Genomic DNA, 26,811 nt, shown 5'->3' with positions numbered 1-26,811 from the left:
ACAAAAAGAATTGATATCGTTGTCAATAAGTGTTAAAAATTGTATTACTTTAAAAATGAAATATAGTTTATTTACGATTTATACTTAAATAAGCTTTGTTTCAGTATTATAATTCAAACAATAGTTTTATGGGGTTAAGTTATGTCATATCTGAAAAGTAGAAGCAGCAATATCAATAGTATTCAAAGCTATACATTAAAAACAGTCGCTGCAGCGGTAATGTTATCATTAAGCTCAGGTGCTTATGCCGCCTGTGATTACACTGCCGGTGATGATTTTGATAACGATGGCGTAACGAATCTACAAGATGGTGCTCCTTGTGATACTGACTTACAACAAATCACCATCAACAGAGTCATTAACAGTGATTTTGAGGCTGGCGCTAACTTCTGGGCTAAAGTTTCAGCTGATGCTTCATATACATCAGTAGATAATAGTTTTGATGGTTCAAAAGCCATTGAAATGACAACAACAAAAAATAACAAAGGCTTAAGTGCTCCAGACATGACTGGGGATGGCTTCTCTTCAATCACACTGAGATTCTGGGCAAAAGCGGTTACCGTATCTGACCATACTGCACCACTCAAAATAAAACTGACTTTAAAAGCTGAAGACGGCAGTTTAAACGGCAAAGGAGCACCTACATCTGATAAGTTCCTCGCTCCTATACTAGTCGATAACCAAGATGATCCTGATTTAGCAGATGATGTAACCATCATCAATGCAAGCGAGTGGACTCCTATCTCTCGTACCTTTGTTTTTGCCGACATACAAGCTGAAGCCGATGAAGCGATTGCCTTAGGTGGTTTAACTACCGGCACTCGCATAGCTTTAACCGATGGCAAATACAATGATATTATTAAATTACAAATTCAACCTGCCAAAGCTGGCGATGTTATTTTAATTGATAATGTTAGTTTGTTTAGTGATACCGACAAAGCCACAATGCAATTTAATGTTATTACCGATACTGATGACGATGGTTTAATGAACGATGCTGATGCCCATCCAACACAAGCATATTTCACTGAATCTAAGCCAGGTGATGACTTTGACGGTGATGGTATCATCAACAGTGCTGATACTCATCCATATAGTACCACTCCAGCAACTGATTTAAATAACGATGGTTATGACGATACTACTGCCCCCCTAATCAATGCTTTAGCCTCATCAACAACTACGCTAGAACTGCTTGATGCCGAACAAGATAACTGGAGTGTAGTGAAATTTGTTTCCTCAAAAGATGCAAAAATTGGAGAGACTTCTTACAAAGTAAACAATGCTGCAACCAGCAAAGCCAATATTGTAACTATTGATGCAACTGAGCAGGTTTCGTTAGGGTTTTGGGCTAAAACCGATGTAGCAGGTTTTGCTGCGACTGGTGAAGCATTTTTTGTTAAAGCCAGATTGATTAAAGCAAATGCTGATGACTCAGATGTATTTGTTAATTTAACACTGACAGATACTGATTTATCTACCGAGTGGCAGTACTTCCAACTAGATAAAAACCTTAGTGACACTCAAACGGCCAACGAAGTAGAACTTATCCTCTTAAAGCCTACTATTGAAAACCTAGGCAATCTTTGGATTGATGGTATAACTTTATTCGCTGATCAGAATACCGATGCATTATTAGCAGCAGGCAGAGATTCAGACAGCGATGGTATTCCTGACTTTAATGATAACGATGACGATAATGATGGCTTGCTTGACGGTGAAGATTTAGAACCATTAAATGCTATTGGTAGCTTTGATGCACCTGATATTGATCACGATGGTGTTGCTGATACAGCTGATGTAGATACCGATGGTATTTTAGATTACTTTGAAGATAGAACTGCACCAGTTTTAACTTTATCTGGTAGTAACATCAGTATTCAGATAGGTGGAGAATATAATGAATTAGGCGCAACGGCATTAGATGATACTGATGGAGATATTACTGCCAACATTAGTGTTAGCGGTAGCGTTGATACTTCAACCTTGGGTGACTATACCTTAAGCTACGATGTGATGGATGCTGAAGCAAACGCAGCGATTACATTGACACGAGTTGTCAGCATAGTAAGTGAAGAAGTTATTGACACTTCCGCTCCTATTATTAGCTTAATTGGTGACGCCTCTTTTAGTGTTATTGAAGGTGGAAGCTACACTGATGCTGGTGCAACCGCACTAGATGAGACTGATGGTGACATCACTGCAAATATCACCTCCACAGGCAGTGTAGATACCGCTGTTATTGGTACTTATGTTATCACTTACACTGTTAGCGATGCTGCAGGGAATATTGCGACGCTAACTAGAGATGTTACCGTAGGAAGCACTGATGCTACTGCACCTGTTATTACCTTAGTAGGTGAGACCAATATAATAGTGGTTGAGGGTGAAGAATATACCGATGCTGGCGCGTTGGCAGAAGATGAAAGAGATGGAGATATAAGCGTAAACATCGTTGTAACTGGTAGTGTTGATGTGTCTACAACTGGCTCTTATACCTTAACTTACAATATTAGTGATGCTGCGGGAAATAGTGCTGAAGAAGTAACAAGAGAAGTAACTGTAGTTAGTGATGCTGTACCTGTTTTCTCAGGTGCTTTACCTGAGCTGACCTTCCATAAAACCAGTGTTGATGCTGTTATTATACTAAGTGATTTAACCGATGCTCCTGTTGCCATTGATGAAAAAGATGGTGCTATTACCGCAACTACAGGTTTTAAAGATACTGTTTATCAGCCAGGTAAAACTTACACTATTACTTGGAAAGCCACCAATTCTGCTGGTAACAGCAGTGAAATAACACAAAACCTGACAGTAACCGCACCAGAAGTGGTTATCGAAGAAGTTGAAAGTAAAGGGGGTAGTTTCTCATTTGCTGGTTTATTCCTAATGGTAGGTCTATTTACTCGAAGATTATTAACTAAAAAATAATAACTTCATCCTAAAGACCAAATAAACAAAGGGCGCTTGTATTTATACAGCGCCCTTTTTGTTTTCCATCCTATTTAAAAATAAACCCTATTAAGTACTCAATGTTATGAAAAATAAATTAGCCATTACAAAACTATCTAACAATGTATTTCTGCTCCTTTGCACTGCATTAACATTTACACCAATAGCCAATGCGGCAGAAGTGATTGAGTTAACCATTGCTGAACCAAGTGCTTTGAAGCCAGACTTTATCGGTTATAATGCCAACATGATGTCAGCGATGAGCACAAATCCGTGGGATCGCACAGAACTAACACAACTTTACAAGAACACAGGCACTTCCATAATACGTTACCCCGGCGGCACCATTGCTAATAACTTTGATTGGCCCACAGGCAATCAAATAAAAATAAATTCTTCAGGTGAAGAAAGTTTAGGAAGTTATGACTACAAAATTAGTAATTTTAAAACCGGGTATCAAAACGCAGGGTTTGAGCCAATTTTTGTCGTTAACCTATTAACGAGAGATCTACAGCATACCCTTGACGGTCTTGCAGATGCTACTGCCAAAAGTCTTCCAATAAACCGTATAGAATTAGGCAATGAGTTCTTTTTAAAAGATGAAGCCTATGTAGATATGTTTCCAAGTGGTCAAGACTACGTCAGCAAAGCAGATATCTGGACTGATGCCATTAAAGCGATTTATCCTCATGTAGAGATTGCTTATGTCAGTACCATGAAAAAAGATCCACGCTCATTAGAGTGGAATGAAAAAATATCACAATGTACAAAGTGCGATGCCATCATCATTCACACCTATACACGAAGTGAGCTAAATCCGGTATTACCCGCAGACAAAAGTACTAGTTACTTCGGTACCAATGAAGAGCAAAACCAACAATGGCAACAATTTATCACCAATAGTGGTGTTGATATTATGTTAGCTCAGCCTTTTGAAGCGTGGCATGGTTACACCTCTTTAAACAATTTACCTAGTGACAAAAAAATTTGGATCACCGAATTTAATATGAAAGATGGAACAGGCCCTACTCGAAACACATGGGCCCATGCACTTTTTAATGCTAATCAACTACAAAGTTTTTTAACCGACGGACGAGTAGAGATTGCTTTATTACATAACCTGATAACTGGTGCAAAATCAGGCTCTCATTACTTAGGCAATACTTTTAGTGGTTTAACCATAGATCATGGTCAAGGCGACTTATCTTCACAAAAATACAGTTTATCTGCAGGTGGCATTGCCATGAGAGCATTTGGCAGCGTGTTAAAAGGCATGGACACTATCGCCAAAATAAACTTATCAGACACTCCAACCGTTTCACCAACAGGTTATGCTGACTATGATGCTATTTACGGCTGGCAAGGTAGTAACAGCGCTAATGAAGAGCAGCGTTATTTGTTAATAAATACCTCGTCAGTAAGCTACACAGTTAACACTGAAAACTTAACAACAAGCAATAAATCCGTTCGCCAATATTGGACAAAACCACAAACATTTATTCACTCAGAAGAGGTGCTTTCCGGTGGTATGGTTAATAGCTTACCTACATTGCTTAAGCTTCCTGCCTACAGCATTACGGTAATTGGTGAAACGGCTATTGAGCTACCCAGTAATTATCAACAAACGTTAACATTAACGGCAACTGACGATCACTTTACTAAAGAAGCAAACCCTAATGGCAAAGGACAACCAACAGCCAGTCAAATAAATATAAATAATAGTGAGGGAGACCAATCAAGACCTCATATTAAATTTAACACCAATCAAGTAAAAGGCAGTATAGAGTCAGTTACTTTAAAGGTTTATTCAGAATCAGTTACCGACACAGTCAGCGCCCATAAAATAAATAATGAATGGGATGAGTATGAATTAACATGGAATACTATGCCTACGTTAGGAGAATTCATTAATAGTGCAAGTGCCGATAAAAATGCTTGGTTAGAAATAAATGTTACGGCTAGTCTATTAAAAAGCGACTCGCTACTGTCATTTGCATTAACGAATAGTTTAACGTCATTAAATAAATTCAGTTCTAAAGAAGGCAATAAAGCACCTGAATTAATAATTACCACCAGTAATGCCGTCATTAATGTGGCTGATACAAATATCACCAAAGATGATGCTAATATCTTACAATACTATAGTAACAGCCTAGCCGATGCCGTTAGTGATGATGATAATGATAAGCTTTCATTTTATAAAACATCAGGACCATCTTGGTTAATGTTATGGTCAAACGGAAAAATTGAAGGTACACCGACAGCCGATGATATTGGTGAGAATACTTTTGCAATAAAAGTGAGTGATAACACTGGACAAGCAAGTGCAACAACAGCATTAAACCTAACCATTAACGTTATTAGTGATGCACCTACTAATGCAGCTCCTGTTTGGAATAACATTCAAAACATACTGCAACAAGCAACAGAAAACATCAGTTATAACAGTAATATTTTAGCCTTGGCAACCGATGCAGATAACGATGCATTAATTTTTGCCAAAGTATCAGGTCCCGACTGGTTGTCTCTTTCTGATGCTGGCGAAGTAACGGGTACAGCAACAAATTCAGATATTGGTGAAAATAACGTTATAGTGAGTGTTACCGATGGCACAAACAATTCAAATGAATTTATCAACAACGAATTAATTATTACCGTAACAGCAGAAATTGCCGTTGAGCCAATAAATAACGCCCCAACTTGGTCAAATGAAAATATAGCACTTGAGCTAGCAACACAAGAGCAAGCTTATACCAATAATATAATGACTTTTACCAACGACCTTGACGGGGATATCTTAGTTTTTGCTAAAGTGTCAGGGCCACAATGGTTAACGCTTTCTGAAGCAGGAGATATCACTGGTACACCTAGCGGTAATGATATAGGTGAGAATATTTTTATCCTTAGCGTCACCGATAGTGATAGTGATACAGCTCAAGTAATAAATAATACTTTTACAATAATAGTCAGCACCAAGCCAGAACCTGAGCCAACGCCAAAAACTGAAGAGGACAACTCTGAGGGAGGTTCAATTAGTTTCAGTTTATTACTCCTATGCTTTTTAAGAGTATTCACAATGCGTAATAAATTTTAGGTACAACTAACCGCCAATTATTATAGTGGTAAGCAAAACGCCTCAGCTACATGAGTGTAACTGAGGCGTTTTTAGTTAATAAACCTTATTCAATATACCGCAACCAAATCAACTAAAACTCTATTCAATTGATTTAATGCGTTTTTGTGCATCATCCATGGCATCATTGAGAAGCCACTTCATTTTGATTCTGACGCTTTCTAACGATACTTTATCAGCCAAATTTTTAAGCTCTTGAGGATCATTTTTATGGTCATAAAGCTCTGCGCCAAAATACCCTTCCCCCCACTCGGTATAACGATATCGATTGGTGCGAATTGAGTGTCCCCGTATTTTTGTAAAAGCAAATTGATTATTATCCCCTTTGTTGCGATTTAAAATAGCGGAATAAGCGCCCTTTCTCACTTGAAAATCAACATCATTAAGCGCGGGGGTTAAATCTTTTCCTGCCAAATACTCAGGGGCCACTAATCCGGTAAGCTTTGCTAGTGTTGGATAAATATCAACTAACTCAACAGGAGATGTTACCACGCGACCATTATCCTTAACATTTGGTGCATAAATGATTAACGGAGCGCGAGCCGATCCCTCAAACAAACTACCCTTTTGCCATAAACCGTGCTGACCTAGTTCATAACCGTGGTCCGATAGAAAAACCACAATAGTATTATCACTTAAATCTTGTTGCTTTAAAGCATCAAGCACTCGTCCTACTTGTGCGTCAACGTAAGAAACCGCAGCATAGTAACCTTGGATAATTTGTTTGCGTTGGTTCAGAGTTAGCCCTACCTGCCCTTCTCTATCTTGAAGAGCAATATCAGGAATATCTTTACGGTCATTTTTCGGAGCAATATAGGGTTTTATTTTCTCTAGTGGATATAAATCAAAATATTTTTTAGGCGCAACAAAGGGAGTATGAGGTCGATAAAATCCCGCACCAATGAAAAATGGCTTACCCGTTTTATCTGGATGATGGTCTTTTATCATGTTGATCGTTTCTGTGGCAACTTTACCATCGGTATGTGCTTTGTCATCATCCCCAATAGCTAAAAAGCTTAATACCCCACCAAATGATTGTCGTACTAGTGCTTTTTCATTAAAAGCAATAATCTTATCCTCAACGTCTTTATCCAAACCAATAGGGTTGACTGTTTCGTGCCAAGAAGCAGCATCATCGGCCCCCGAAGTACCTATTTGATTAGGCACTCCTTGATGATAAATTTTACCTACACGGCCAGAAAAGTACCCATTATTTTTAAATAACTGCGGTAAAGTAGTTACTTTGGGAATATGCTCACGAAAATGTGCTGTCATTTGAGTATGTGAACCATGGGCAATAATGCCCGTTTGGTCTGGATACAAACCAGTCATAAAACTAGAGCGACTTGGCGTGCACATTGGGGATTGGCTATAGGCTTTATCAAAACGAATGCCTTTCTTTGCTAAAGCATCAATATTTGGGCTTTTTACCAAATGATGGCCATAAGCACCTAAATCGTTATTTAAGTCATCAATAGTGATAAAGAGTACATTCATCGATAGTGTACTACTTTTCTTTAATTGTGCTGCACCGACAGAATTGACAACGAAAGCCAGAATAAAATGGATGGAAAGGACTCCACTGTATATAATTTTTTTCATAAGAAAATTTTTCATTTTAAAACCTACTTAACTATTTTATTTAGAATACGTATATTTTGCTTAAATAAAAAACACCCCTGTCACAGGCCTCGATATATAACAAACAATACTCCTTACTCTATTCTTCTACTTTTTATAAAGTCATATTTCACCTTGATATTCACTCAAAGGAGAATAACTAGTGAGAGTAAAAAAAGTTGTCTCTATATCATCATAAATGTCGCATACGTCTCCTTCACGACAAGTTATTACAATTTAATTATTAATCGACACAACCATCATTGACAACGATATCATTTTGTTTAATGATAAAGCAATATAAAGATAACAAAGCATTAAGGGTCCATAAAATGAATTATTCTAAACTTAAAAGTATTCCTATTTACTTTTCTTTACTTGCAATATCAGTAAGCAATGTAGGCTGTGTTCAACAAGATGTTGAAGCCAACTTAACCTCTAAAACATTGAGTGAAAATCTGGACTCAAAAGCCCTTCGTCACAAAAATAAAGAGCAAGATATTGAGAGTTTATTAGCTCAACTGACCTTAGAAGAAAAAATATCACTCGTACATGCTAATACTAAGTTCGCTAATGCTGCGGTTGAACGTCTAGGTATTCATAGTATGGAAATGAGTGATGGGCCTCATGGAGTTCGCCGACAGATATCTCGCGACAGTTGGAAACCAGCAGGCTGGGACGATGACCAAGCGACTTACCTCCCTCCCCTGACTGCAGTTGCTGCTAGTTGGGATCCGCAAATGGCTACACTGCATGGTAATGTTTTAGGTAGTGAAGCTCGTCATCGAAATAAAGATGTTATTTTAGGGCCTGGCGTTAACCTTGCTCGTCTGCCTTTATATGGTAGAAATTTTGAGTACTTAGGTGAAGACCCTTTTCTTGCCGCTAAATTAGTGGTGCCTGAAATTATTGCAATACAAGCGAATGATGTCGCTGCAACAGTAAAACATTTTGCACTTAATACCCAAGAGCTAAATCGTCATGGTGTTGATGCAACGCCCGATGAACGTACCTTACGTGAAGTTTACCTGCCAGCATTTGAAGCAGCAGTAAAAGAGGGTAATACCTACGCTATGATGGGGTCATACAATAATGTTTATGGTACTAATGCCAATCAAAATAAACATTTAATTATGGATATACTAAAAGGTGAATGGGGCTACCAAGGTTTGTTAATGACTGACTGGGATGTTGATATTAATACCTATGACGCTGCCATGAATGGCCTTGATCTAGAGATGGGCACCCGCGCTAAGAGTTACGATGATTATTTTTTAGCTAAGCCTTTATTAAAGATGATCCAATCAGGCAAAGTGCCCGTAGCTGTACTTGACGATAAAGTGCGCCGTATATTACGTGTACAATTAAGCATTGGCATGATGGACAAACAACGTTTTTCTGGCCAACGTAATACCCAAGAGCACAGAGATTTTTCTCGACAAATAGCAACACAGGGTGTGGTGTTACTTAAAAATGAAAGTGTTGCTAGTGCTAATCACACAAACACGGTATTACCTTTAGATAAAAATAAAGTAAAAAATATCTTAGTATTAGGTCCTAATGCCGATAAAAAACATGGCAGTGGTGGCGGTTCATCGCAAGTAAAATCCCTTTGGGAAATAACACCTCTACAAGGTCTTAAAGATAAGCTTGGTGATAATGTTGAAATACAGTTTATGCGCGCCCGCAGTCAAAGTGGTGTGCAACCTATTGCTGAAGATTTTGTTAAAACCAATAATCGTGGCACGGGCACACCCGCTTGGCGATTAATTGAATATAAAACCAAAGATCGCAATAAAAAAGCTGCACATTATGGCTGGTTACCTGAATCTAGTTATAACTCGCCGCTAGGTGATGTTATTCAACATATAAATTTAAAAGCTGACATTATGCCGCTAGCCAGCGGTGAACATGTGTTGAAGCTAGGTGGTAAAGGCAATGTTAACTTAGTGATTAATGGTAAAGAAGTGATCAATACTACCTTAAGCGGTGACAAGACTTACCAACACAAGTTAACGTTAAAACAAGGCAAAAAATATGTTTTTACTCTTGGATATGATGGTGCTGATAACGTTGTGTTAGGCTGGAATGCTCCAGGTAGTCCATTTAGCACTAAAGATGAATATTTAGCAGCAGCAAAAAATGCCGATGCTGTAATCTATTATGCAGGCTTAAGCCATGCTGATGATCGTGAATCGAAAGATAGGTCAAATATGGTATTACCGAATAACCAAGATGATATTATCAGTGATTTAATTGCGGTAAACTCAACAACAGTGGTCTTTGTTATCGGTGGCTCAGCGGTTGAAATGCCATGGGCAGAACAAGCCAATGCTATTGTTTGGGGCTGGTATGGCGGCATGGAAGCTGGACATAGTTATGCTGACATATTGTTTGGCGATGTTAATCCATCAGGAAAAATGCCAATAACATTGCCAAAAAAATTAACCGATACAGCACCAATCGTACTTAATGATTACAATGAAAAAACCTCTACATATCCTGAAGGTGTCTTTATTGGTTACCGTTGGTTTGAACAGCAAAACATTGAACCATTGTTTCCTTTTGGCCATGGCCTAAGTTATACCCATTTTTCTTTTGGTGACATCTCCCTTAACAAAGATGTCATTTCTGCGGGTGAAACCATTACAGCAAGCGTAAAAATAACCAATACCGGTAAAGTGGCTGGAGCAGAAGTTGTTCAATTATACCTACATGATGAAGAATCGAGTGTTCCTCGCCCAGTAAAAGAACTAAAAGGCTTTGAAAAAGTATTCTTACAACCCGGTGAAAGTCAAACAGTTATGCTTACTTTAACCCAACGCGATTTATCTTTTTGGGATGTAAACACTAAAAACTGGCTAGCAGAGCAAGGTCAATTCTCTGTACATATCGGCAGCTCGGTAAATGATATTAAAACGAGTACTAGTTTTTCTTATCAATAGGAAAATCAATACGATCTTATTGTCCATGCAAAGACAGTGATATAGTGCTATCACTGTCCTTTTCTTTACACTTACCTTGAGAGTGTTATGCAGATTTTTTCAATCACTATTTTGTTCTTTTTGAGTTCATTCGCCCCCCATTCTTTTGCGAACAACGATCCAGTCCCCTCTGAAAAATTTATTGGCAAAGCTGCCTGTGCTAATTGCCATCAGCAGCAGTTTAACGATTGGAAAAACTCTCACCATGACTTGGCTATGCAGCCAGTGAATAAAAACACTGTACTGGGAGATTTTGATCAGACGAAGTTTTCGTTTCACAACACCACCGCTGAATTTTATCGCCAAAATGAACAGTACTTTGTCAAAACCCAAAATAAAAAAGGTGTACTAACTGAATATAAAATCTTATATACCTTTGGTTTTACTCCATTACAGCAGTATCTAGTAGACTTTGGGCAAGGAAGGTTACAAGCTTTATCAATCGCTTGGGATAGCCGCCCAAAAACTGAAGGCGGCCAACGTTGGTACCACCTACAAGCCGACCAAGGGGAGATCCCCTTTGATGATATGTTACATTGGACAGGTAGTTATTTTAACTGGAACAGTCGCTGCGCTGAATGCCACTCTACTGGCTTTGAAAAAAACTTTGATGATGAGAAGTTAATTTACAATAGTACTTGGACCGATATTGATGTTGCTTGTGAGTCTTGTCATGGTGCAGGTAAAGACCACCAAATGTGGGCAAAAAATGGTGCTAGTATAAAACAGAATAATGGTTTAATTAACCTAGCGCCTAAAGGGTTATGGCAAATAATTCCTGACAGAAATACTGCACAATTCACACCTAACAAAGACCATGAGAAGAGTTTACAACTTGATACCTGTGCACACTGTCACAGCAGACGCAGTGCACTGACAGAAAACTATTTAGGTAAAAAATTTGATGAAAGCCATCATCTACAATTACTAGATGAAAATATTTATCATAGTGATGGTCAAATTCAAGATGAAGACTATGTATATGGATCTTTTATTCAAAGTAAAATGTATCACGAAGGCGTAGTCTGTAGTAATTGCCATGAACCTCATAGCTTGAAGTTACGCGCTCCTGACAATGCGGTTTGTACTCAATGTCATAAACGCGAAGTATTTGATACACCTAAACATCATCAGCATGATATTACTAATACAGGCGCACAATGTGTAAATTGTCACATGCCCGAAACTACCTACATGAGCGTAGACCCAAGGCGAGATCATAGTTTGCGTATTCCTCGTCCTGATTTATCAAAAAAACTTGGCTTGCCTAATGCTTGTAATACTTGCCATCAAGAGCAATCAATCGATTGGGCGGTAAAAAAAGTTGAGAGCTGGTATCCAACAAGTCAAAAACGCATGACCCATTTTGCTAAAACACTCTATGCCGGCAGAAAGCAGTGGGCTACCGGTCATGATTTATTGAATAAATTAGCACACGATACGACACAGGCGAGCATTGTTAAAGCAAGCGCGCTAAGTTTATTAACGCAATACCCTACTCAAGAAACCCTTAACACCGCGATTGCTTCTTTAAAAAATACTGACAGTAAAATACAGCGTTCAGCACTTGGTATTATAGAAATGCTACCAACAGAACAAGCATATCAACATTTAGCGTCATTGCTTGATACGAGTAATTCATATAGCAATAAAGCCATTAGAATGGAGGTCGCCAGAGTTTTAGCTGCAGTGCCTTTAGAACAACTACCTAAAGTGCAAGCGCAGCAATTAGCTAATGCTCAAAATAATTACATTATCAGTCAACTTGTTAATAATGATACCGCTAATAGCCACCAAAATTTAGCGCTATTTTATGCTAAACAAGGTCAAATATCTAAGGCTGAACAGCTTTATAAAAAGGCGTTATCCATAAATACTAAGTTTGTACCTGCCATGGTGAACTTAGCTGACTTGTATCGTCAAACAGGTAAAGATAGCCAAGCCACAGTCTTGTTATTTAATGCAGTAAAAGTTATGCCCGAAAATGCTATGGCACAATTTGCGTTAGGCCTACAGCAAGTTAGGCAAAAAAATATGATTGTGGCAATAAAGCACCTGCAGATAGCGGCTGGATTATCCCCTAACCTACCCTATTATCATTATGTTTATGCGGTTGCCTTAGATACCAACAATGAAACAAAGAAGGCAGTAGTTGTTTTAGAAAACTCACTAAGAGTTAACCCTAATGATCAACAACTTATATCCTCCTTGATCAGTTACTATCAAAAGTTAGGAGACATAAAAAAAGTACAGTTTTACATGGCGCAGTATCAACAGTAATACCATTTTGATTAAGCTTGTATAATTTAATGAGAATAAATTTTAAAGAACAAGGCGCTTTCAATCCCAATAGCTGGCTATTAGGATTGAAAGTAACGATGTTATTGGATATTTAAGCCATTTGTAAACGATCACTTAGTTAGTGCAATTGGTATACGAACAACTAAAATGAAAACAGCCTATTGAATTAACAATAGGCTGTAACAATACTCAAACATAAATCACTAAAGTAGCCTTAAGTAACCTGAACGTTTATCACTTAGTATTTTCCAATACTCTTTGCACTTCATAATAAGCTTTTTGAGGCTTAAATTGCTCATCCCATAAACCTAATATTTCTATATTTTTAGCTTTAAAATGAGGAGCATTAGCCAATGTCCATAAACTCCATCCCACCACTCCTGCTTGATGATTTTCAAGTAACGTTTCAGTGATGTTTCCAAAAGCTTTAGCAACTATATCTGCCTTATAAGGTTTATTATTTTTAATATGAATATTATTTTCTGTGACATGAAACTCAAAATCATTCTGATGAGCCCATTTAATTAAGTTATCCAGGTTTTTAATTGCTTGGCTATCAATATTGGCAAAGTCGACATATTCTTCACGAAGGTGCGCCTGCCAGCCTATTGCATCAATACGTAGATTCCTATCTCGTAAATACATGACTAACTCTTTCATTAATGCAATAGATTTTGGAGAGGTCATTCGGTGTTGATTAAGCACCAAGGTTAAATTAGGGGCATGTTCATTGGCAATTTCAAATGCCTGAACAATGTATTTCGGCACACCTAGCTTTTGAAGCAAAGGGAATTTATCCGAAATATCAGTAATAAAACCTATTTTAGTCCAAGGGTTTTCCCATGCAGTCACCCCAGGTTTTGGACCAAACCATGTACCTTGTTCGGTAATAGTTTCATTAACCACATCGAGCCATTTTACATGAGGTTCATTATTATAACGTTTTGCTAAAGCGGTCATAAATTCAACCAACATTAGCTCCAATTCTTGTGCCGTTCTAGCGTCATCTCTAACCCATTTTGAGCTTTGAGGACTAATAGGAGCATGCAGTCGTACTAGTTGATTATTTTTTTTAGCCTGTTGAATCCAGTCATCTGGCGCTTGCCATTTCCACTTGTTCGGTTTTGAATGGATGTGTGATTGTTTGTAAATATTCGCAGGGGTTATATAGCTAAATTCATTATTCAATAACTCCCCTTTAGCACCATTCAATTCTCGGTATTGAATGGTTCCGCCAATATAAACATTGCTTGGGTACTTATCAGCAACGATATCTTTTAATCGACGACCGGTAGGCTCTTCGGTATAGACATAATGATTAACCGACTCATTAGTAGAGGAGCACCCTAATAAAATCAGCACAGTATAAATAGAAAGTAGTTTTATTCGTTTCATAATTTTGCTTCTTATTTGAAATTTATTGATGCGCGGAGTAATAAAGGCGTTTTTTCAATTCCTTGTAAAATACTGGCGTATCATCGTAACTAACAATAGGTAACAGAGGCCGCCTGACCACTTAACAATTAAAGACACACTAATACGACCGTCATACACCTTAATCACTTGCCCAAACACTGGTTGACTCTCGCACCACTAGTTGACATTCAAACAAGGTTTTTACCTCATCAAATGAGCATTTATTAAGTTGAGCAATGAGTTTTTTTGTCGCGTGTGAAGATATATCTCGTATTGGTTGTCTAACCGTTGTTAGTGCAGGCCATATTTGTTTTGATACAGGGGTGTCATCATAACCAACAATAGAGAGCTCTTGTGGTACTTTAATCTGCTTTTGTGCGGCAACTTTTAATACCGCTGCAGCCATATAATCATTACTAGCAAAAATGGCCGAAGGCCTATTTTTAAGTGACAATAATCGTCTAGCTGATATTTCACCTGATTCAAAAGTAAAATAGCCTTGCTCAAAAAATGTATCATCTACTGAAATATTATATTCAGCTAAAGCATTTTGGTAACCTTTTAACCGCTGATGACTATCACCATGGCTTGGGTCACCCATAATAAAAGCAATATCTTTATGCCCTTGAGATATCAAGTATTCTGTCATTTGATATGAGGCTTGCTCATCGTTAGAGCGAGCAAAAGGTGCTTTAGGCTTTGAAGTTGCTGGAGATATCAGCGCATAAGGTAATTTATATTTATCCAATAAATCAATGACCTCTGGCATATCACAAAGTGGCTCTATCAATAATACCCCATCGGTCGATGAACGTTGCAATAACGATTCTATCTTTTCAAAAAAATGTTCATCGTTATGATCACAAGGCAATATTTGCAAATTATAATTATCAAGATCACATTGCGCTTGAATACCGTTTTGTACTTCTAGAATATAACCAGGGTTGGGATTTGAATACAGTAAACTTAAAATAGACGTCTGTTGATTCCGTAGTGCCCTCGCTAAGGGGTTTCTACGAAAACCTAATTCATTTACCGCTTTTTTAACTTTCTCTTGCATCTCGGCACGAACGTTAACTTCATTATTTATCACTCGTGACACAGTTTTAACAGAAACCCCAGCCCTTAGTGCTACATCTTTGATTGTTATTTTTGTCATCAAATCACCCTTAGAAATATTTATTATTTTTCAACCTGCGCAATATGGGCAGCTAACTGATTATGTAAATCAACTACCACTTGAGCATATTTAAAATTTTCAGCGACGTTAATTGTCTCTCTAGGGTCAACACGGTGATCAAATAACATTCTTGCTATCACTTTGTTATTTTTCTTATTTCGCCATTCGGTATACATATAATTTGGGGTACGAATACTGTCAGCATTTTTCCATCGAGGATAAACAGCGTCATTGACTGTAGCCTGTGGATTTTTCAACATCGGTACAAGGGAGTCACCTTGTAATGAACTTGGTGCAGGTAATCCAGCCAACTGGGTTAAGGTAGGAAATATATCTACTGACTCAACTAAACCTTTGGAAAATTCTCCATTAGTCATGCCCGGCACTTTGATAATTAATGGAATATGATTAGTGACATCATAAGAAGAGTGTTTAGCCCAATGAGTATGTTCACCTAAGCTCCAGCCATGATCCCCCCATAAAACAACAATAGTATTTTCTTCTAAACCTAAACTTTCCAACTCAGTTAAAATATTGCCAATTAATGCATCACTATAGCTGGTAGCGGCATGATAACCATGGATAAGTTTTCGTGCCATTTCATCAGACATTTTGCCCTTTTTTGGCATAGCCCCATCATGGCCATAGTTTCTTAGCTCATTCCAATTATGATCGGATTGACTTGGAGAATCCTTAGCTTTTAAGGGTATTTTCGTAAGTTCAATTGTGCTTTCATCATACAGGTCCCAATATTTACTTGGCGCATTAAAAGGTAAATGTGGTTTTTTCAAACCAACGGCTAAAAAGAATGGTTTCCCTGCTTTTTTCAATCGTTTTAAATCACTAATGGCACGTTTTGCTATCTTGCCATTTTTATAAGCATCATCCACGACATCTGCTTTTTCAAAAGCGGGATGATTTTTAATACCTTTTTTAGCCATTGCAACACCATCTGAGGTTACATAATCATGCCGTGATAATAAGCTTGCTTGTTTTTTATTACCGCTAGTTGAATCTTCATTTTTAGCCCCTTCAGGGCGCCAAGGAAATTCACTCCAATCATTTGCATGATCAGTTAAGTTATTAAATATTTTTCCCAAACTGTAGGTTGTATAACCATTGTCAGAAAAAACTTTGGCAATAGATGGTGCCCAAGGAGCCACTTTATCAGCGCTTTCAAAAGCAACAAAGCGATTAATCGTTGGACGAACACCTGTTAACATCGAAGCGCGCGAGGCACCACACACAGGCACATTGCTATAAGCCTGAGTAAAGGCGACCCCTTGATTGACCAAACGGTCAATATTAGGAGTTATAGCTTTGTCAAAATCATAGGGTCCATATTGCACACGCAAATCATCTACTGCGATAAATAATACGTTAGGTTTAATAAGTTTTTTTGCTTTGACCTGGCTAACAATTGGCTTTGCTTGGATATTTGTATCGGCTGTACAAGCACCTGTTATAAAAGCGGCTAAGAGGCTAGTTGCGACTAATGACTGTTTTTTCACAATGAATTTTTCCTATATGTTTTTTTTGTAATAATACTTTTTAATAAATAAACAAAAAGTATTGCAAATAAAGATAAACCTGGACTACCCGCAGATGAAGATTCAAGCCTTTCTGGTTGAGGCTCTGATACTATTTCAGGTATTGGCTCTGGATCAGTTATTGGCTCTGGCTCAGTTATTAGCTCTGGCTCAGTTATTAGCTCTGGCTCAGTTATCGGCTCTGGCGCAGTTATTGGCTCTAGGTCAGATGTTGGAATCACATCAATAATAAAACTAGCATTAACAGCACCTGCTGAGTTGTTTATCCCATCAGATGTACTCATAATAAAAATATTTTCACCCGTATCGGTAGATAAAGGAGTTCCAGTAATCACTCCTAACTCACTAACATTTAACCAATCAGAGCCTGAGACTTTAGCAAAAATAAGGGCTCCACCTTCGGGTCCACTAACATCAACTGAAAGGTCATAACTGTAAATGTCACCTTGTTCAGCATCAGGTAAAGTAAAAGTAGTGTTTGTCCATACAGGCGCTTGCTTATCAACGTCAGGGTCTTCACCTTCAAGCCCAAGACGAAGCATCATAATAGCATCAACGACTTCTTCTAACTCATTCCATTGATTAGTGGCAACATCATAAAACTTCTTGGTCGCATTGACCGCGTGTGGAATATTTCTATCGTTAAGCACTTTAACAAAATCTTCTACAAAGTTAATTTGTCTAGCAATATCATAATCATTACCTTTGTTATAGTTACCCGGCATCCACGCACCTTCCCATATGGGTATACCTGTTGATTCACTCCAAGCTACAGCAGCATCAGCTCGGTCAGTCATTAACTGAATTTCATCTTCTCCGCCATCCCAATAATAATGAGGATTAGTTGAATCTGTACTTGGTCCTGACGCATACCCTTCATGAAACTCGCCAATTAGAAAGTTATTACCTTGCGTTGGAATATCAAGCTGATTCATTCTTGTTGCATCAGATCGCTTGTGTGCACTAAAAATTACGATACGTTTATCATTGTAGCCACCAGCACCACGTATAGCGGTAACTGCTTGTTCATAAGCTTCATTTAATTGATCAATAGGCTCATTTGATAACGGGCTACTCGCCGCTATTTCAACGATCAAATCAAACATTAGCTCGTATGGGTAATCCTTATAATGTACGGCCATATCTTGCCACCACTGTACCCAGTCGGCTTGAGTTTGTGCTGTAGGATTGTCTTCAAAGGCATGAGATTGATTAGCAATTATAGGGATCATGCCATTGTCTAGAGCATCTTGAATTTGTTCATCTAAATACGTCCACGTATCCGCCGCGGGATCTTGAGCAAGACGTAAACGTATATGTTTAAAGCCCTTGTTAGCAAAAGCAACACTAGCATCCGTAGTATATTCAGCTATTTTATTAGGCACTTCAGACCAAGTAGAGTCGACCCCTGAACCCATTTTTTTAACCATCTCTTGCGGCGTAATAGGTGTTTTTGAGTTAAGTAGCTCGGCGTAACTCAGATTTGAAACAGTTGCTATAAGTACCGATGAGAGTGCTATTGCAATTTTCATATATGGGTTTATGATCTTATTCGTTTTAATCATGGCTGTTGCTCTATCTTTATTAATGCTTATTGTCTGCATTTTATTAAACACTTTTTAATCCAAAATCCTTGTAATGATTATAAAGTAATTCTTCCACAGTATTGATAACGTTATCATACCCAAATAAAAAAATGACCTTATCAATACACCGTTAATATTTATTTTTTACTAATACGCCTAACATGAATTAAGCCCATAATACCTATAATAAATATTGCTATGTTCGTCGGCTCTGGCACAGAAAATGACATTACATCACCCTCTCTAACTGCCCATGCTTTAAAAGTCTCAGATTTTAATTTATTACCATTTTCACTGCCATTACTAAAACTAAAAGACCATGCTTTAGTGTCATTAACCGATGTGTCAGTCCAATACCTACTGCCAAAAAGGTTACTAAAATTATATTTTTCGCCGGTATTTACATCAGAGAAGCTTTTATTTATTAAGCTATCGGTATTAGTTAAATTAACCATAAACATATGGGCAAGTTCTGATTTATCGCTATTAACAGTATCTACTGTAGCTAAGCGCCAATCAGAAAAACCACCCACATTTATTGAGTCGACCCAAGCATTGGCATTTGTCCAAGTCATTTTACCACTTGAATCAGCGTCAATTGCACCACTGGTTTTGGCATAGTTAGCATCAAGCAGCCAAGTGATGTTTAAAACATCATCATATACCATGCCTTGATCGCGCATTATTAATCCGGCTGTCGCCTGATAAGAAAAAATTATTGATAACAGTAGAATACTACTTTGAACAAACTTCATTATTTTATTTTTCATTGTTTACTCTCTCATTCCTACTTCAAAGATGACTTTTTAGTTGCTAGCCTTATCTCGGTTAACAATCTACTTAAATAATAGAACACTATTGACAACGTTATCAACAAAAATCAAAATTAAATACTAAGTCATTAAATTAGTTCGACTTTGTTTATGTTTTTCTTGAAGCTTTCTCAATTTATCAATAATCATTTGGGCTCCTTGAGTATTTGAATACTCTTTTCCAGCATATTCAGCACTAACCCAACCATTAAAGCCTGATGCCAATACCTGCTCCATATTCCAATCATAATCAATCATTTCAATATCACCATTAGGTAAGAAACTTCGTGCTTTACCGCTTATTCCAACCGTAAATGGAGCTAAGTCGATTACACCTTGTTTTAAATCATACCAGCGTCTAGGTTTAGCATTAAAACCACCCATAAAGAAATTACCAAAATCTAGAAAAAGACCTAAATTACTATGATTAGTTAATTCTATTAACATGTTCAACCATGCGCCATTACTTGAAGGGTGGCCATGATTTTCAACGGTAAGTTGCATGCCAACATTGCTAGCAAACTCACTTAATTCATATAAAGACTCTGAACATTGGTTCATTTGCTGTAAATAGGTGCCATCACCAAAAGGATTTACTCTGATATGCTCACACCCTAACTCTACTGCCGCTTCTATCCAATGCTTGTGATCATCTACTGCTTTTTTGCGCGCTAATAAATCACTTGCCCCAATTTTTGTAGCGGTATCAGCCATTAAACAAATAAATGAAACATCATGGTCTTTGCCTTTTTGCTTAAAGTTACGTAACCACTTCGTATTATTTCTATGTCCATAAATCATCGAGGTGACTAAATCAACGCCATGTAAACCAAGCTTCTGTGCTTTAACAACAATGTCAGTTGTATCCATAGAGCCTTGCAAAACAGCCTGAGGATCCTCCTCTAACATTTTTTTAAACCATTTGTAGTTATCACGTCCTTTGCCAAAAATTTCACTTTCAAACGCCCATTGAGATAAAGATATTTGAAAGGGCAAAATGGGATTACTGGCTAAAAAGGGTTTTGCTAATGATTGAGAGATTAATGTTGGTGCAATAGCTATCCCACCAACAACAAAAGCAATTTTTTTAATAGCTGCCCTACGCTTTTCTTGTTTATAATTCATTTGAAAGCTCACAATTAATATATCAACGATTAAAATAAAACTGATAACGTTGTCACAACCAATAGTAACATCAAATTGATAACGGTGTCTAAAACAGTTTTCTTTAGATTGCGGGGCTTCAAGGTTAATGCTATGATTTTAATAAATTATAGCTGATAACAATTAAAGGAATACCTTGGCTAAAGCTACTATTAAAGATGTTGCTCTTGTTGCCGAAGTTTCGGTTAAAACAGTATCAAGGGTGCTTAATGATGAACCTAATGTCAGACCTGTATTACAAGAAAAGGTACATGCAGCAGTTAAAGCATTAGATTTTAAGCGTAACCCATTAGCAAGAGGGCTTAGAGGTCAACAGTCTTTTATTATCACCCTACTCTACTCTAATCCTAATCCGGGCTATATCCTTGAATTACAAAACGGGGCCCTCTCCCAATGTATTGAGCAAGGTTATAACTTACAAATTCACCCTTGTGATCACAACAGCCCTGATTTAATTAAAAGTGTCGAGTCGATAACCCAATACTCAACTCAAGATGGCTTTATTCTTACTCATCCACTTTGTGATAATAAAGAGCTTATCGCTCTACTTGATGAAAAAAACATACCGTTTGCACGTATTTCCCCTTTTGTACGTGAGCATGATTCTCCATATGTTATGAGTAATGACGAAGAGGCTTCTTTTGAAATGACCAAATATCTAATATCCCTTGGTCATACTAAAATTGGTTTTATCAAAGGCCACCCTGACTTTGGTGCCACCCATAAACGTTATAAGGGCTACCAAAGAGCACTTGAAAATATGGGATTAACACTTGATGAAGATTATGTAAAACAGGGCATGTTTACTTTTGAAACCGGTGAAAGCTGCGCAAGACAACTACTTAATCAAGAAAGTAGACCTACGGCTATTTTTGCCAGTAATGATTATATGGCAGCGGCAATTCTTAAAGTAGCGGCGCAAATGAAAATTAACATTCCAGCCGATTTATCTGTGGTTGGTTATGATGACGCTCCTGTATCTCAACAAATATGGCCATCTATCACCACTGTTAAACAACCAATAAATCAAATGGCTAATACCGTCGTAAAAAAACTTATTAAAAGAATTAAAAAACAACCTTTTGAAGAGTTTGATACTGTGTTCGACTGTGAATTAATTATTAGAAACTCTACCAGTCCCTGTTCTTAAATTTCGATTTTCAATAAAATATTTGTCTGTTTTATTCCATAACAGCCAAATATTTTATAATTTTTAAACACTTTTAAACAAGGTTTTCCTTACCTCTGTTATTCTTCAGTGTTATTTTAATTTCATATACCAAACTTAATAAGTAAATGTACTATGAACTATCCACTAAAAACATTACCGATAATTGTACCTGCTGCCTTTTGGTTATTATCACTATCGCTACACGCACAAACAAATCTTGCAGAAACTTACGACGGTACTAATATTACCGGCATTGAAAAAATAATTGCTGAAATTGAATTACAAAAAAATGGAACGAGTGAGCAACAATGGCGCATTGACGCTCAGCAGCGAATTAATAAATACCGTAAGTCCCAAATCACTGTTGAGGTAAAGGACAAGAATGGCATTCCTTTACCTAATGCTAAGGTCGAGTTAAAGCAACTTAACCATAAATTCAACTTCGGTGGAGTAATCTCTACTAAGAAATTTGCGAAACAAGCAGAGGTATTACCAAACTTCATTAATCAAATTGGCTTCAACAACGGGCTAAAATACAAACATAAAGAAAGATTAGCGGATACTGTAGAACCAATAATAGATTGGGCAAAACAACACGATATCAGCGCTCGCGGTCATGTACTTGTTTACCCTGGCTGGCAGTTTATGCACAAAGACGCCAAAAAATTAAAGAACAATCCTGAGCAGTTAAAAAACTTTATAGAAGCTCAACTATATGACTATGCAAAGCGTTGGGATGTTGTCGAATGGGATGTAATGAATGAACCGTTAGACAATCTTGAAATTGCTAACCTTTTAGGTCGAGATATTATGGCTGATTGGTTCAAGCAAGCACAAAAACACGTTAGAAATAAAGATGCTCGTTTATTTATTAATGAAAATAGAATTATTTCAGCCCCACCAGCCAATATTGATCGGATTGTAGAATACAAAAAAATTATTAAAGAAATAATTGCTGACGGCGGTCCTATTGAAGCTATTGGTGTACAAGCACGATTTAGAGTTGACTCCATTACCCCTGAAATGGTCTATCAGCGCCTTGAACAATTTAATGAGTTCAACCTCCCTATCGTTGCTACTGAGTTTGAAATAGTAAATACACCACGCTACAACTTCAAGCCAACACACTTGAGGCGCGCTCAAATGACTGAAGAGTACATGCAAGTGCTTTTCTCCCACCCTAATGTAGATGGCATCGTTGCATGGACGGTATTAAATAATTTAACAAGTCGCTCTTCAGCTAATGATAAATCAACTACCAATGAAAAAGAAACCAGAGGACTATTAAACTGGGATATGAGTTTGCCCCTTAATGGTAAAATTTGGCTATATCTTATCAATAACCACTGGCAAACAAATGAAACTAAACAAACGAATAGCGCTGGAAAAATTGATGTCAGTGCTTTCCATGGCAAGTATCAAGTTACTGTAAGCCAAGGTGACAGTAATATTGTGCATACGATTAACATTGATAAAAATACTAACGAGATAGCCCTTTCCTTTTAAGAATATTTATCTCCAATAAAAAAGCCGTATCAACATGATACGGCTTTAATTTATCTAACTAATACAGCTGAACAAGCATTACTAACCAACAATAAACTTATCTAACACAAGTTACATATTGACGGTTGGTATCAGCTAAAGCTGACATTTTTGCCGGATCTATGCTTGTTTTCATTAAGTGATGTTTACCATCCTCAGGAAAAGTGCTAGCCCAGTAACCTTTATTTACAGGCCAATGCTCGGTAGCGGAGAAACTGCCATTGCTAACCAAGTCGGCATCATTAACTAACGTTAATAAGTTATCTGATAACTCTGTTTTAGTTGGTAATCTTGCACCAATATCACTACAGTAAGCTTCGGCTTCACTCCAATTGAATAACTTCCATTTATTACCTTCAACTGTGGCAGCGCCACCATCAAGTGTCGTTTCCGTCGCCAGGGCTGGACGAGTAAAAACTAAATCACCAGCATTGATAACACTCGAAATATCACCATTGTCACCACTAATCTCAGGTGGTGAATAAACAACAACTTCATCAACATTGGTTACTGAAATAACTAATGCTAGTTGGGCGAAATTATCTTCTGAATCAGTCGCGACAAGTGTTACTAGATAGTCATTATCTCCAGCTAAATCATTAGCATTTTCAAAATCTTGAGCCGCTAAAGTTAATGCACCTGTCGATGAATCGACAACAAATAAATTAGCATCATCGCCTTCAACAGTCCAAATAACACTACCAACTGCTTCATCACCAGAAAGGTTTGGCAGCTCACTGCTATAAATTACATTTTCAGCAATTGTTGTGGTAATGAATTCATCAATAGTGAAGTTTACTAGTACTTGGTTATCGGCAAGATTATCAGTTACAACGAGCTCTAAAGCTAATTCTGCAAAATTACCAACAGCATCCGTCGCAGTTAAAATAACCGCATAGTTATTATCAATATCAGTATCAGCTGGTGATTCAAAGTCTTGTGCTGTAAGGCTTAAAACGCCAGTTATAGAGTTAAGGTTAAATAAGTTGGCATCATCACCGGTTACAGTCCAAGTAATAGCGCCAATATTATCATCACCTGACAGGGTCGGTACTGTACTAGTAAACATAACGCCTTCCTCTACTTCAGTATTTTCAAAACTATCAATACTGAAACTAGCAGGTGTTGCACTGTCGCTACCATTGGCGTAATTAAGTAACTGAATTGTTTTACCCTTTGTGCCATCAATCCAAGAGAAGTCAACCTGCTCATCAGGGTAATTTGTAAAAGATACCGTTGCAGTATATTCACCTTTAAAGCCGTTTAGCTGTGTTTCCCCCTGCCTATCTAACCAAGTGGTAACATCGGTATTCCAATGTTTCTTAACTAAATACAACCACGTTTTTCCTCGTAAATTAGCATTGCCTTCTAAGTCGACTAAATGGCGAGCATCACTTCGGCTAGAGCTTTCAAAAAATGTCCAGACTAAAATATCACTGACACTTTCTTTACTAAAGTAAACAGTCATCACTCGTTCAGTTAAAACAGCGCGGTCAATCTCTGTGGTTATCAAGTCATCTTTAATCTCAAATTCCGTCGCTGAAATTGGCAGATTTAAGTCATCAAAATAGGATAAACGTTGATAAATAGTATCCGCAGATAACATCGAACCAAAGCGACTTTGAAATCCAAGCGCTTCAACATGACCTTCATTTAACGTATCGTCTGCAAGAATACTTTCAACATTACTTTTATAGCCTGCAACTTTATCTGAAACCACAGTTTCACTGCTATCTGATATAATTCGATTATCATTAATAAATAATGTCGCCGAATTTTGAACATTGGCCTTAGCTAATTTGTACCAATGTGCTTCTTCTTGATAGCCTAGAATATCTTGCACATCGTAGTGACCTCGTAATTCGTTAGCAACATCCCACTCAACAACATCCCACTTACTCGCCCAATTTCTAATCGTGGTATCAACATAAATTTTCAGTTCATCACTGGGAAGGTTCGCAACATCTCCTTGGGTAATGCCCATATCTAATGCATCTTGTGCTGATACTGTTGTTTCCATATTCGTCCATTTTGGCCAGATCAACGCATGCCCACGCACAGGGATATCATGCGCTTTAAACCAAGTAAGCATAGCTGGTACTAAAGGCTCTAAACCTGCTCTTAATTTATATTTTAAAGCGTTTTGAAAACCACCTTTATTAAAACCAAAATCTAAATAAGCCGCTTTATATAGATCTGCAACATCATCGGCTTCACCATGCCATAATTTTGCCTGAGCAATTCCCCCAAACTTAAAGTTATGACGGTTAAGGGTTAAGTTCACTTTAGCGTTAGTTACTGGCTCACCATTTTTATCAACAATAGTAATAGTACCTGACGTTTTACGAATGTTATTGATACGTTCGTTAGCTGCTTCTCGCCATGGTTCTACACCACATTCAATATCACTAACAAGACTCTCAATTCCTTCAATATTATTACCTGAGAAGTTTTTATCATCAGTAATATTTTCTGTGGTTTTATCACATTGGCTGGTAGTAGCTATACAATGAACAATAAGGTTATTGGCTTGCTCATCATTAATTGTGCCGCTGTTATTAATCAAATTACATTGATGTTTTGTTGCTGCAGTTTTTACGCTCAATATAAACGTTTCATCACTGATAAAAGGAGTAACAAATTCAAATTGCCCCTCACTTGCCACCGCTAGCGTTTCAGCACCATTAATTGACAAGTCAATATTGTCATCAATTAAGCCATCAACAACCCCTGACACACGATAACATGTCGATAATAATGGGTCATTTAGCAACTCACTATTATCATTTAACGCTACACCTAGCTCATTCCAAGGGTTATTACATTTTGCCATCGCTAGTTCAAATGCAGAAAGTTCAACATCTTCCTCAGCTGGAGCTTCCTCAACTGGAACTTCCTCAACTGGATCTTCCTCAACTGGAACTTCCTCAGCTGGAGCTTCCTCAACTGGAATTTCCTCAACTGGAACATCCTCTACTGGAGCATCCTCAACTGGAATTTCAAGTATTGGTAGTTCTTCTATTACTTGCTCTTCAGAGCCACAACCTTGTACTCCCAAACAGAAAATAAGCATAAGGGCAAAGGTACATTTATAGTTTTTCATTATTAGTTACCATTTTTTGTTAGGGTTATATTCATGCTGAAGCTACAATCAATTGATAACGTTGTCAATTTAATTTATAAAAGTTATCTACATTAAACCTTGATATATATCTCAACAAAAACACGTTAAGTATTTGAATATAAAGAGATTGCACTATCTCTATCATTTAGCTAAAGTGAAAATACCTCCTTAAGAAGCATGTGAATAACGAAACTTTAAACAACTTTAAACATTTTAAATTTATATCTTTATTGATAACGATATCAATTACTGCTAATTTATATCTATAAACAC

At 37.4% G+C, this 26,811-nt stretch carries 14 protein-coding genes; 6 read left to right on the top strand and 8 right to left on the bottom strand.

From position 1 onward, the window contains the following. Positions 1-141: 141 nt before the first annotated feature. Positions 142-2,931, top strand: a complete 2,790-nt coding sequence (locus CPS_RS22885) for a DUF5011 domain-containing protein (RefSeq protein ID WP_011043195.1) — start codon at positions 142-144, stop codon at positions 2,929-2,931. Positions 2,932-3,037: 106 nt separating this feature from the next. Continuing rightward, complete coding sequence (locus tag CPS_RS10605; RefSeq protein WP_011043194.1) at positions 3,038-6,046, top strand: putative Ig domain-containing protein; 3,009 nt, start codon at positions 3,038-3,040, stop codon at positions 6,044-6,046. 120 nt (positions 6,047-6,166) lie between these two features. Here CPS_RS10605 and CPS_RS10600 read toward each other — a convergent pair whose 3' ends face one another. Next, positions 6,167-7,702: a sulfatase gene (locus CPS_RS10600; protein ID WP_011043193.1), complete on the bottom strand. Its 1,536-nt coding sequence runs from the start codon at positions 7,700-7,702 to the stop codon at positions 6,167-6,169. A gap of 335 nt (positions 7,703-8,037) precedes the next feature. On the opposite strand from CPS_RS10600, the gene CPS_RS10595 reads away from it, so the two are divergent. Both CPS_RS10595 and CPS_RS10590 read left to right on the top strand, forming a co-directional pair. Further along, complete coding sequence (locus CPS_RS10595; RefSeq protein ID WP_011043191.1) at positions 8,038-10,650, top strand: glycoside hydrolase family 3 C-terminal domain-containing protein; 2,613 nt, start codon at positions 8,038-8,040, stop codon at positions 10,648-10,650. Between the two features lie 87 nt (positions 10,651-10,737). Beyond that, entirely contained in the window at positions 10,738-12,969 is a 2,232-nt protein-coding gene (locus CPS_RS10590) for a tetratricopeptide repeat protein (RefSeq protein WP_011043190.1), read from the top strand. A gap of 255 nt (positions 12,970-13,224) precedes the next feature. Here the strand turns inward: CPS_RS10590 and CPS_RS10585 are convergent, their stop codons facing one another. The 6 genes from CPS_RS10585 to CPS_RS10560 all read right to left on the bottom strand — a co-directional run bounded on the left by CPS_RS10585 (position 13,225) and on the right by CPS_RS10560 (position 20,659). Next, complete coding sequence (locus CPS_RS10585) at positions 13,225-14,385, bottom strand: endo-1,4-beta-xylanase (RefSeq protein WP_011043189.1); 1,161 nt, start codon at positions 14,383-14,385, stop codon at positions 13,225-13,227. 160 nt (positions 14,386-14,545) lie between these two features. After that, entirely contained in the window at positions 14,546-15,565 is a 1,020-nt protein-coding gene (locus tag CPS_RS10580) for a LacI family DNA-binding transcriptional regulator (protein ID WP_011043188.1), read from the bottom strand. A 23-nt stretch (positions 15,566-15,588) separates the two neighbouring features. Continuing rightward, a complete protein-coding gene (locus CPS_RS10575) occupies positions 15,589-17,097 on the bottom strand; it encodes a sulfatase (RefSeq protein WP_011043187.1) in 1,509 nt (502 codons plus the stop codon). After that, positions 17,094-18,752, bottom strand: coding sequence for a cellulase family glycosylhydrolase (locus CPS_RS22880; protein ID WP_138140267.1), 1,659 nt, complete (start codon positions 18,750-18,752; stop codon positions 17,094-17,096). Before CPS_RS22880 ends, CPS_RS10575 begins: the two co-directional genes overlap by 4 nt. 107 nt (positions 18,753-18,859) lie before the next feature. Then, positions 18,860-19,492, bottom strand: coding sequence for a PEP-CTERM sorting domain-containing protein (locus CPS_RS10565; protein WP_011043185.1), 633 nt, complete (start codon positions 19,490-19,492; stop codon positions 18,860-18,862). 123 nt (positions 19,493-19,615) lie between these two features. After that, a complete protein-coding gene (locus CPS_RS10560) occupies positions 19,616-20,659 on the bottom strand; it encodes a sugar phosphate isomerase/epimerase family protein (protein WP_011043184.1) in 1,044 nt (347 codons plus the stop codon). 175 nt (positions 20,660-20,834) lie between these two features. On the opposite strand from CPS_RS10560, the gene CPS_RS10555 reads away from it, so the two are divergent. Further along, positions 20,835-21,848, top strand: a complete 1,014-nt coding sequence (locus CPS_RS10555) for a LacI family DNA-binding transcriptional regulator (protein WP_011043183.1) — start codon at positions 20,835-20,837, stop codon at positions 21,846-21,848. Between the two features lie 153 nt (positions 21,849-22,001). After that, positions 22,002-23,375: an endo-1,4-beta-xylanase gene (locus CPS_RS10550; protein ID WP_011043182.1), complete on the top strand. Its 1,374-nt coding sequence runs from the start codon at positions 22,002-22,004 to the stop codon at positions 23,373-23,375. 97 nt (positions 23,376-23,472) lie between these two features. Here CPS_RS10550 and CPS_RS10545 read toward each other — a convergent pair whose 3' ends face one another. Further along, complete coding sequence (locus CPS_RS10545; RefSeq protein WP_011043181.1) at positions 23,473-26,517, bottom strand: endo-1,4-beta-xylanase; 3,045 nt, start codon at positions 26,515-26,517, stop codon at positions 23,473-23,475. Positions 26,518-26,811: the final 294 nt, after the last annotated feature.

This window comes from Colwellia psychrerythraea 34H, assembly GCF_000012325.1.
In the GTDB taxonomy this organism is placed as follows: Bacteria; Pseudomonadota; Gammaproteobacteria; order Enterobacterales; family Alteromonadaceae; genus Colwellia; species Colwellia psychrerythraea_A.
The sequence above is the reverse complement of the archived record's forward strand: the minus strand, read 5'-3'. Positions and strand labels throughout refer to the sequence as shown.

Coding starts and splice junctions, on each gene's coding strand:
- CPS_RS10585 (WP_011043189.1), bottom strand. CDS start 14,385: ATGAAACGAATAAAACTACTTTCTATTTATACTGTGCTGATTTTATTA.
- CPS_RS10550 (WP_011043182.1), top strand. CDS start 22,002: ATGAACTATCCACTAAAAACATTACCGATAATTGTACCTGCTGCCTTT.
- CPS_RS10590 (WP_011043190.1), top strand. CDS start 10,738: ATGCAGATTTTTTCAATCACTATTTTGTTCTTTTTGAGTTCATTCGCC.
- CPS_RS22885 (WP_011043195.1), top strand. CDS start 142: ATGTCATATCTGAAAAGTAGAAGCAGCAATATCAATAGTATTCAAAGC.
- CPS_RS10580 (WP_011043188.1), bottom strand. CDS start 15,565: ATGACAAAAATAACAATCAAAGATGTAGCACTAAGGGCTGGGGTTTCT.
- CPS_RS10545 (WP_011043181.1), bottom strand. CDS start 26,517: ATGAAAAACTATAAATGTACCTTTGCCCTTATGCTTATTTTCTGTTTG.
- CPS_RS10605 (WP_011043194.1), top strand. CDS start 3,038: ATGAAAAATAAATTAGCCATTACAAAACTATCTAACAATGTATTTCTG.
- CPS_RS10560 (WP_011043184.1), bottom strand. CDS start 20,659: ATGAATTATAAACAAGAAAAGCGTAGGGCAGCTATTAAAAAAATTGCT.
- CPS_RS10565 (WP_011043185.1), bottom strand. CDS start 19,492: ATGAAAAATAAAATAATGAAGTTTGTTCAAAGTAGTATTCTACTGTTA.
- CPS_RS10595 (WP_011043191.1), top strand. CDS start 8,038: ATGAATTATTCTAAACTTAAAAGTATTCCTATTTACTTTTCTTTACTT.
- CPS_RS10600 (WP_011043193.1), bottom strand. CDS start 7,702: ATGAAAAATTTTCTTATGAAAAAAATTATATACAGTGGAGTCCTTTCC.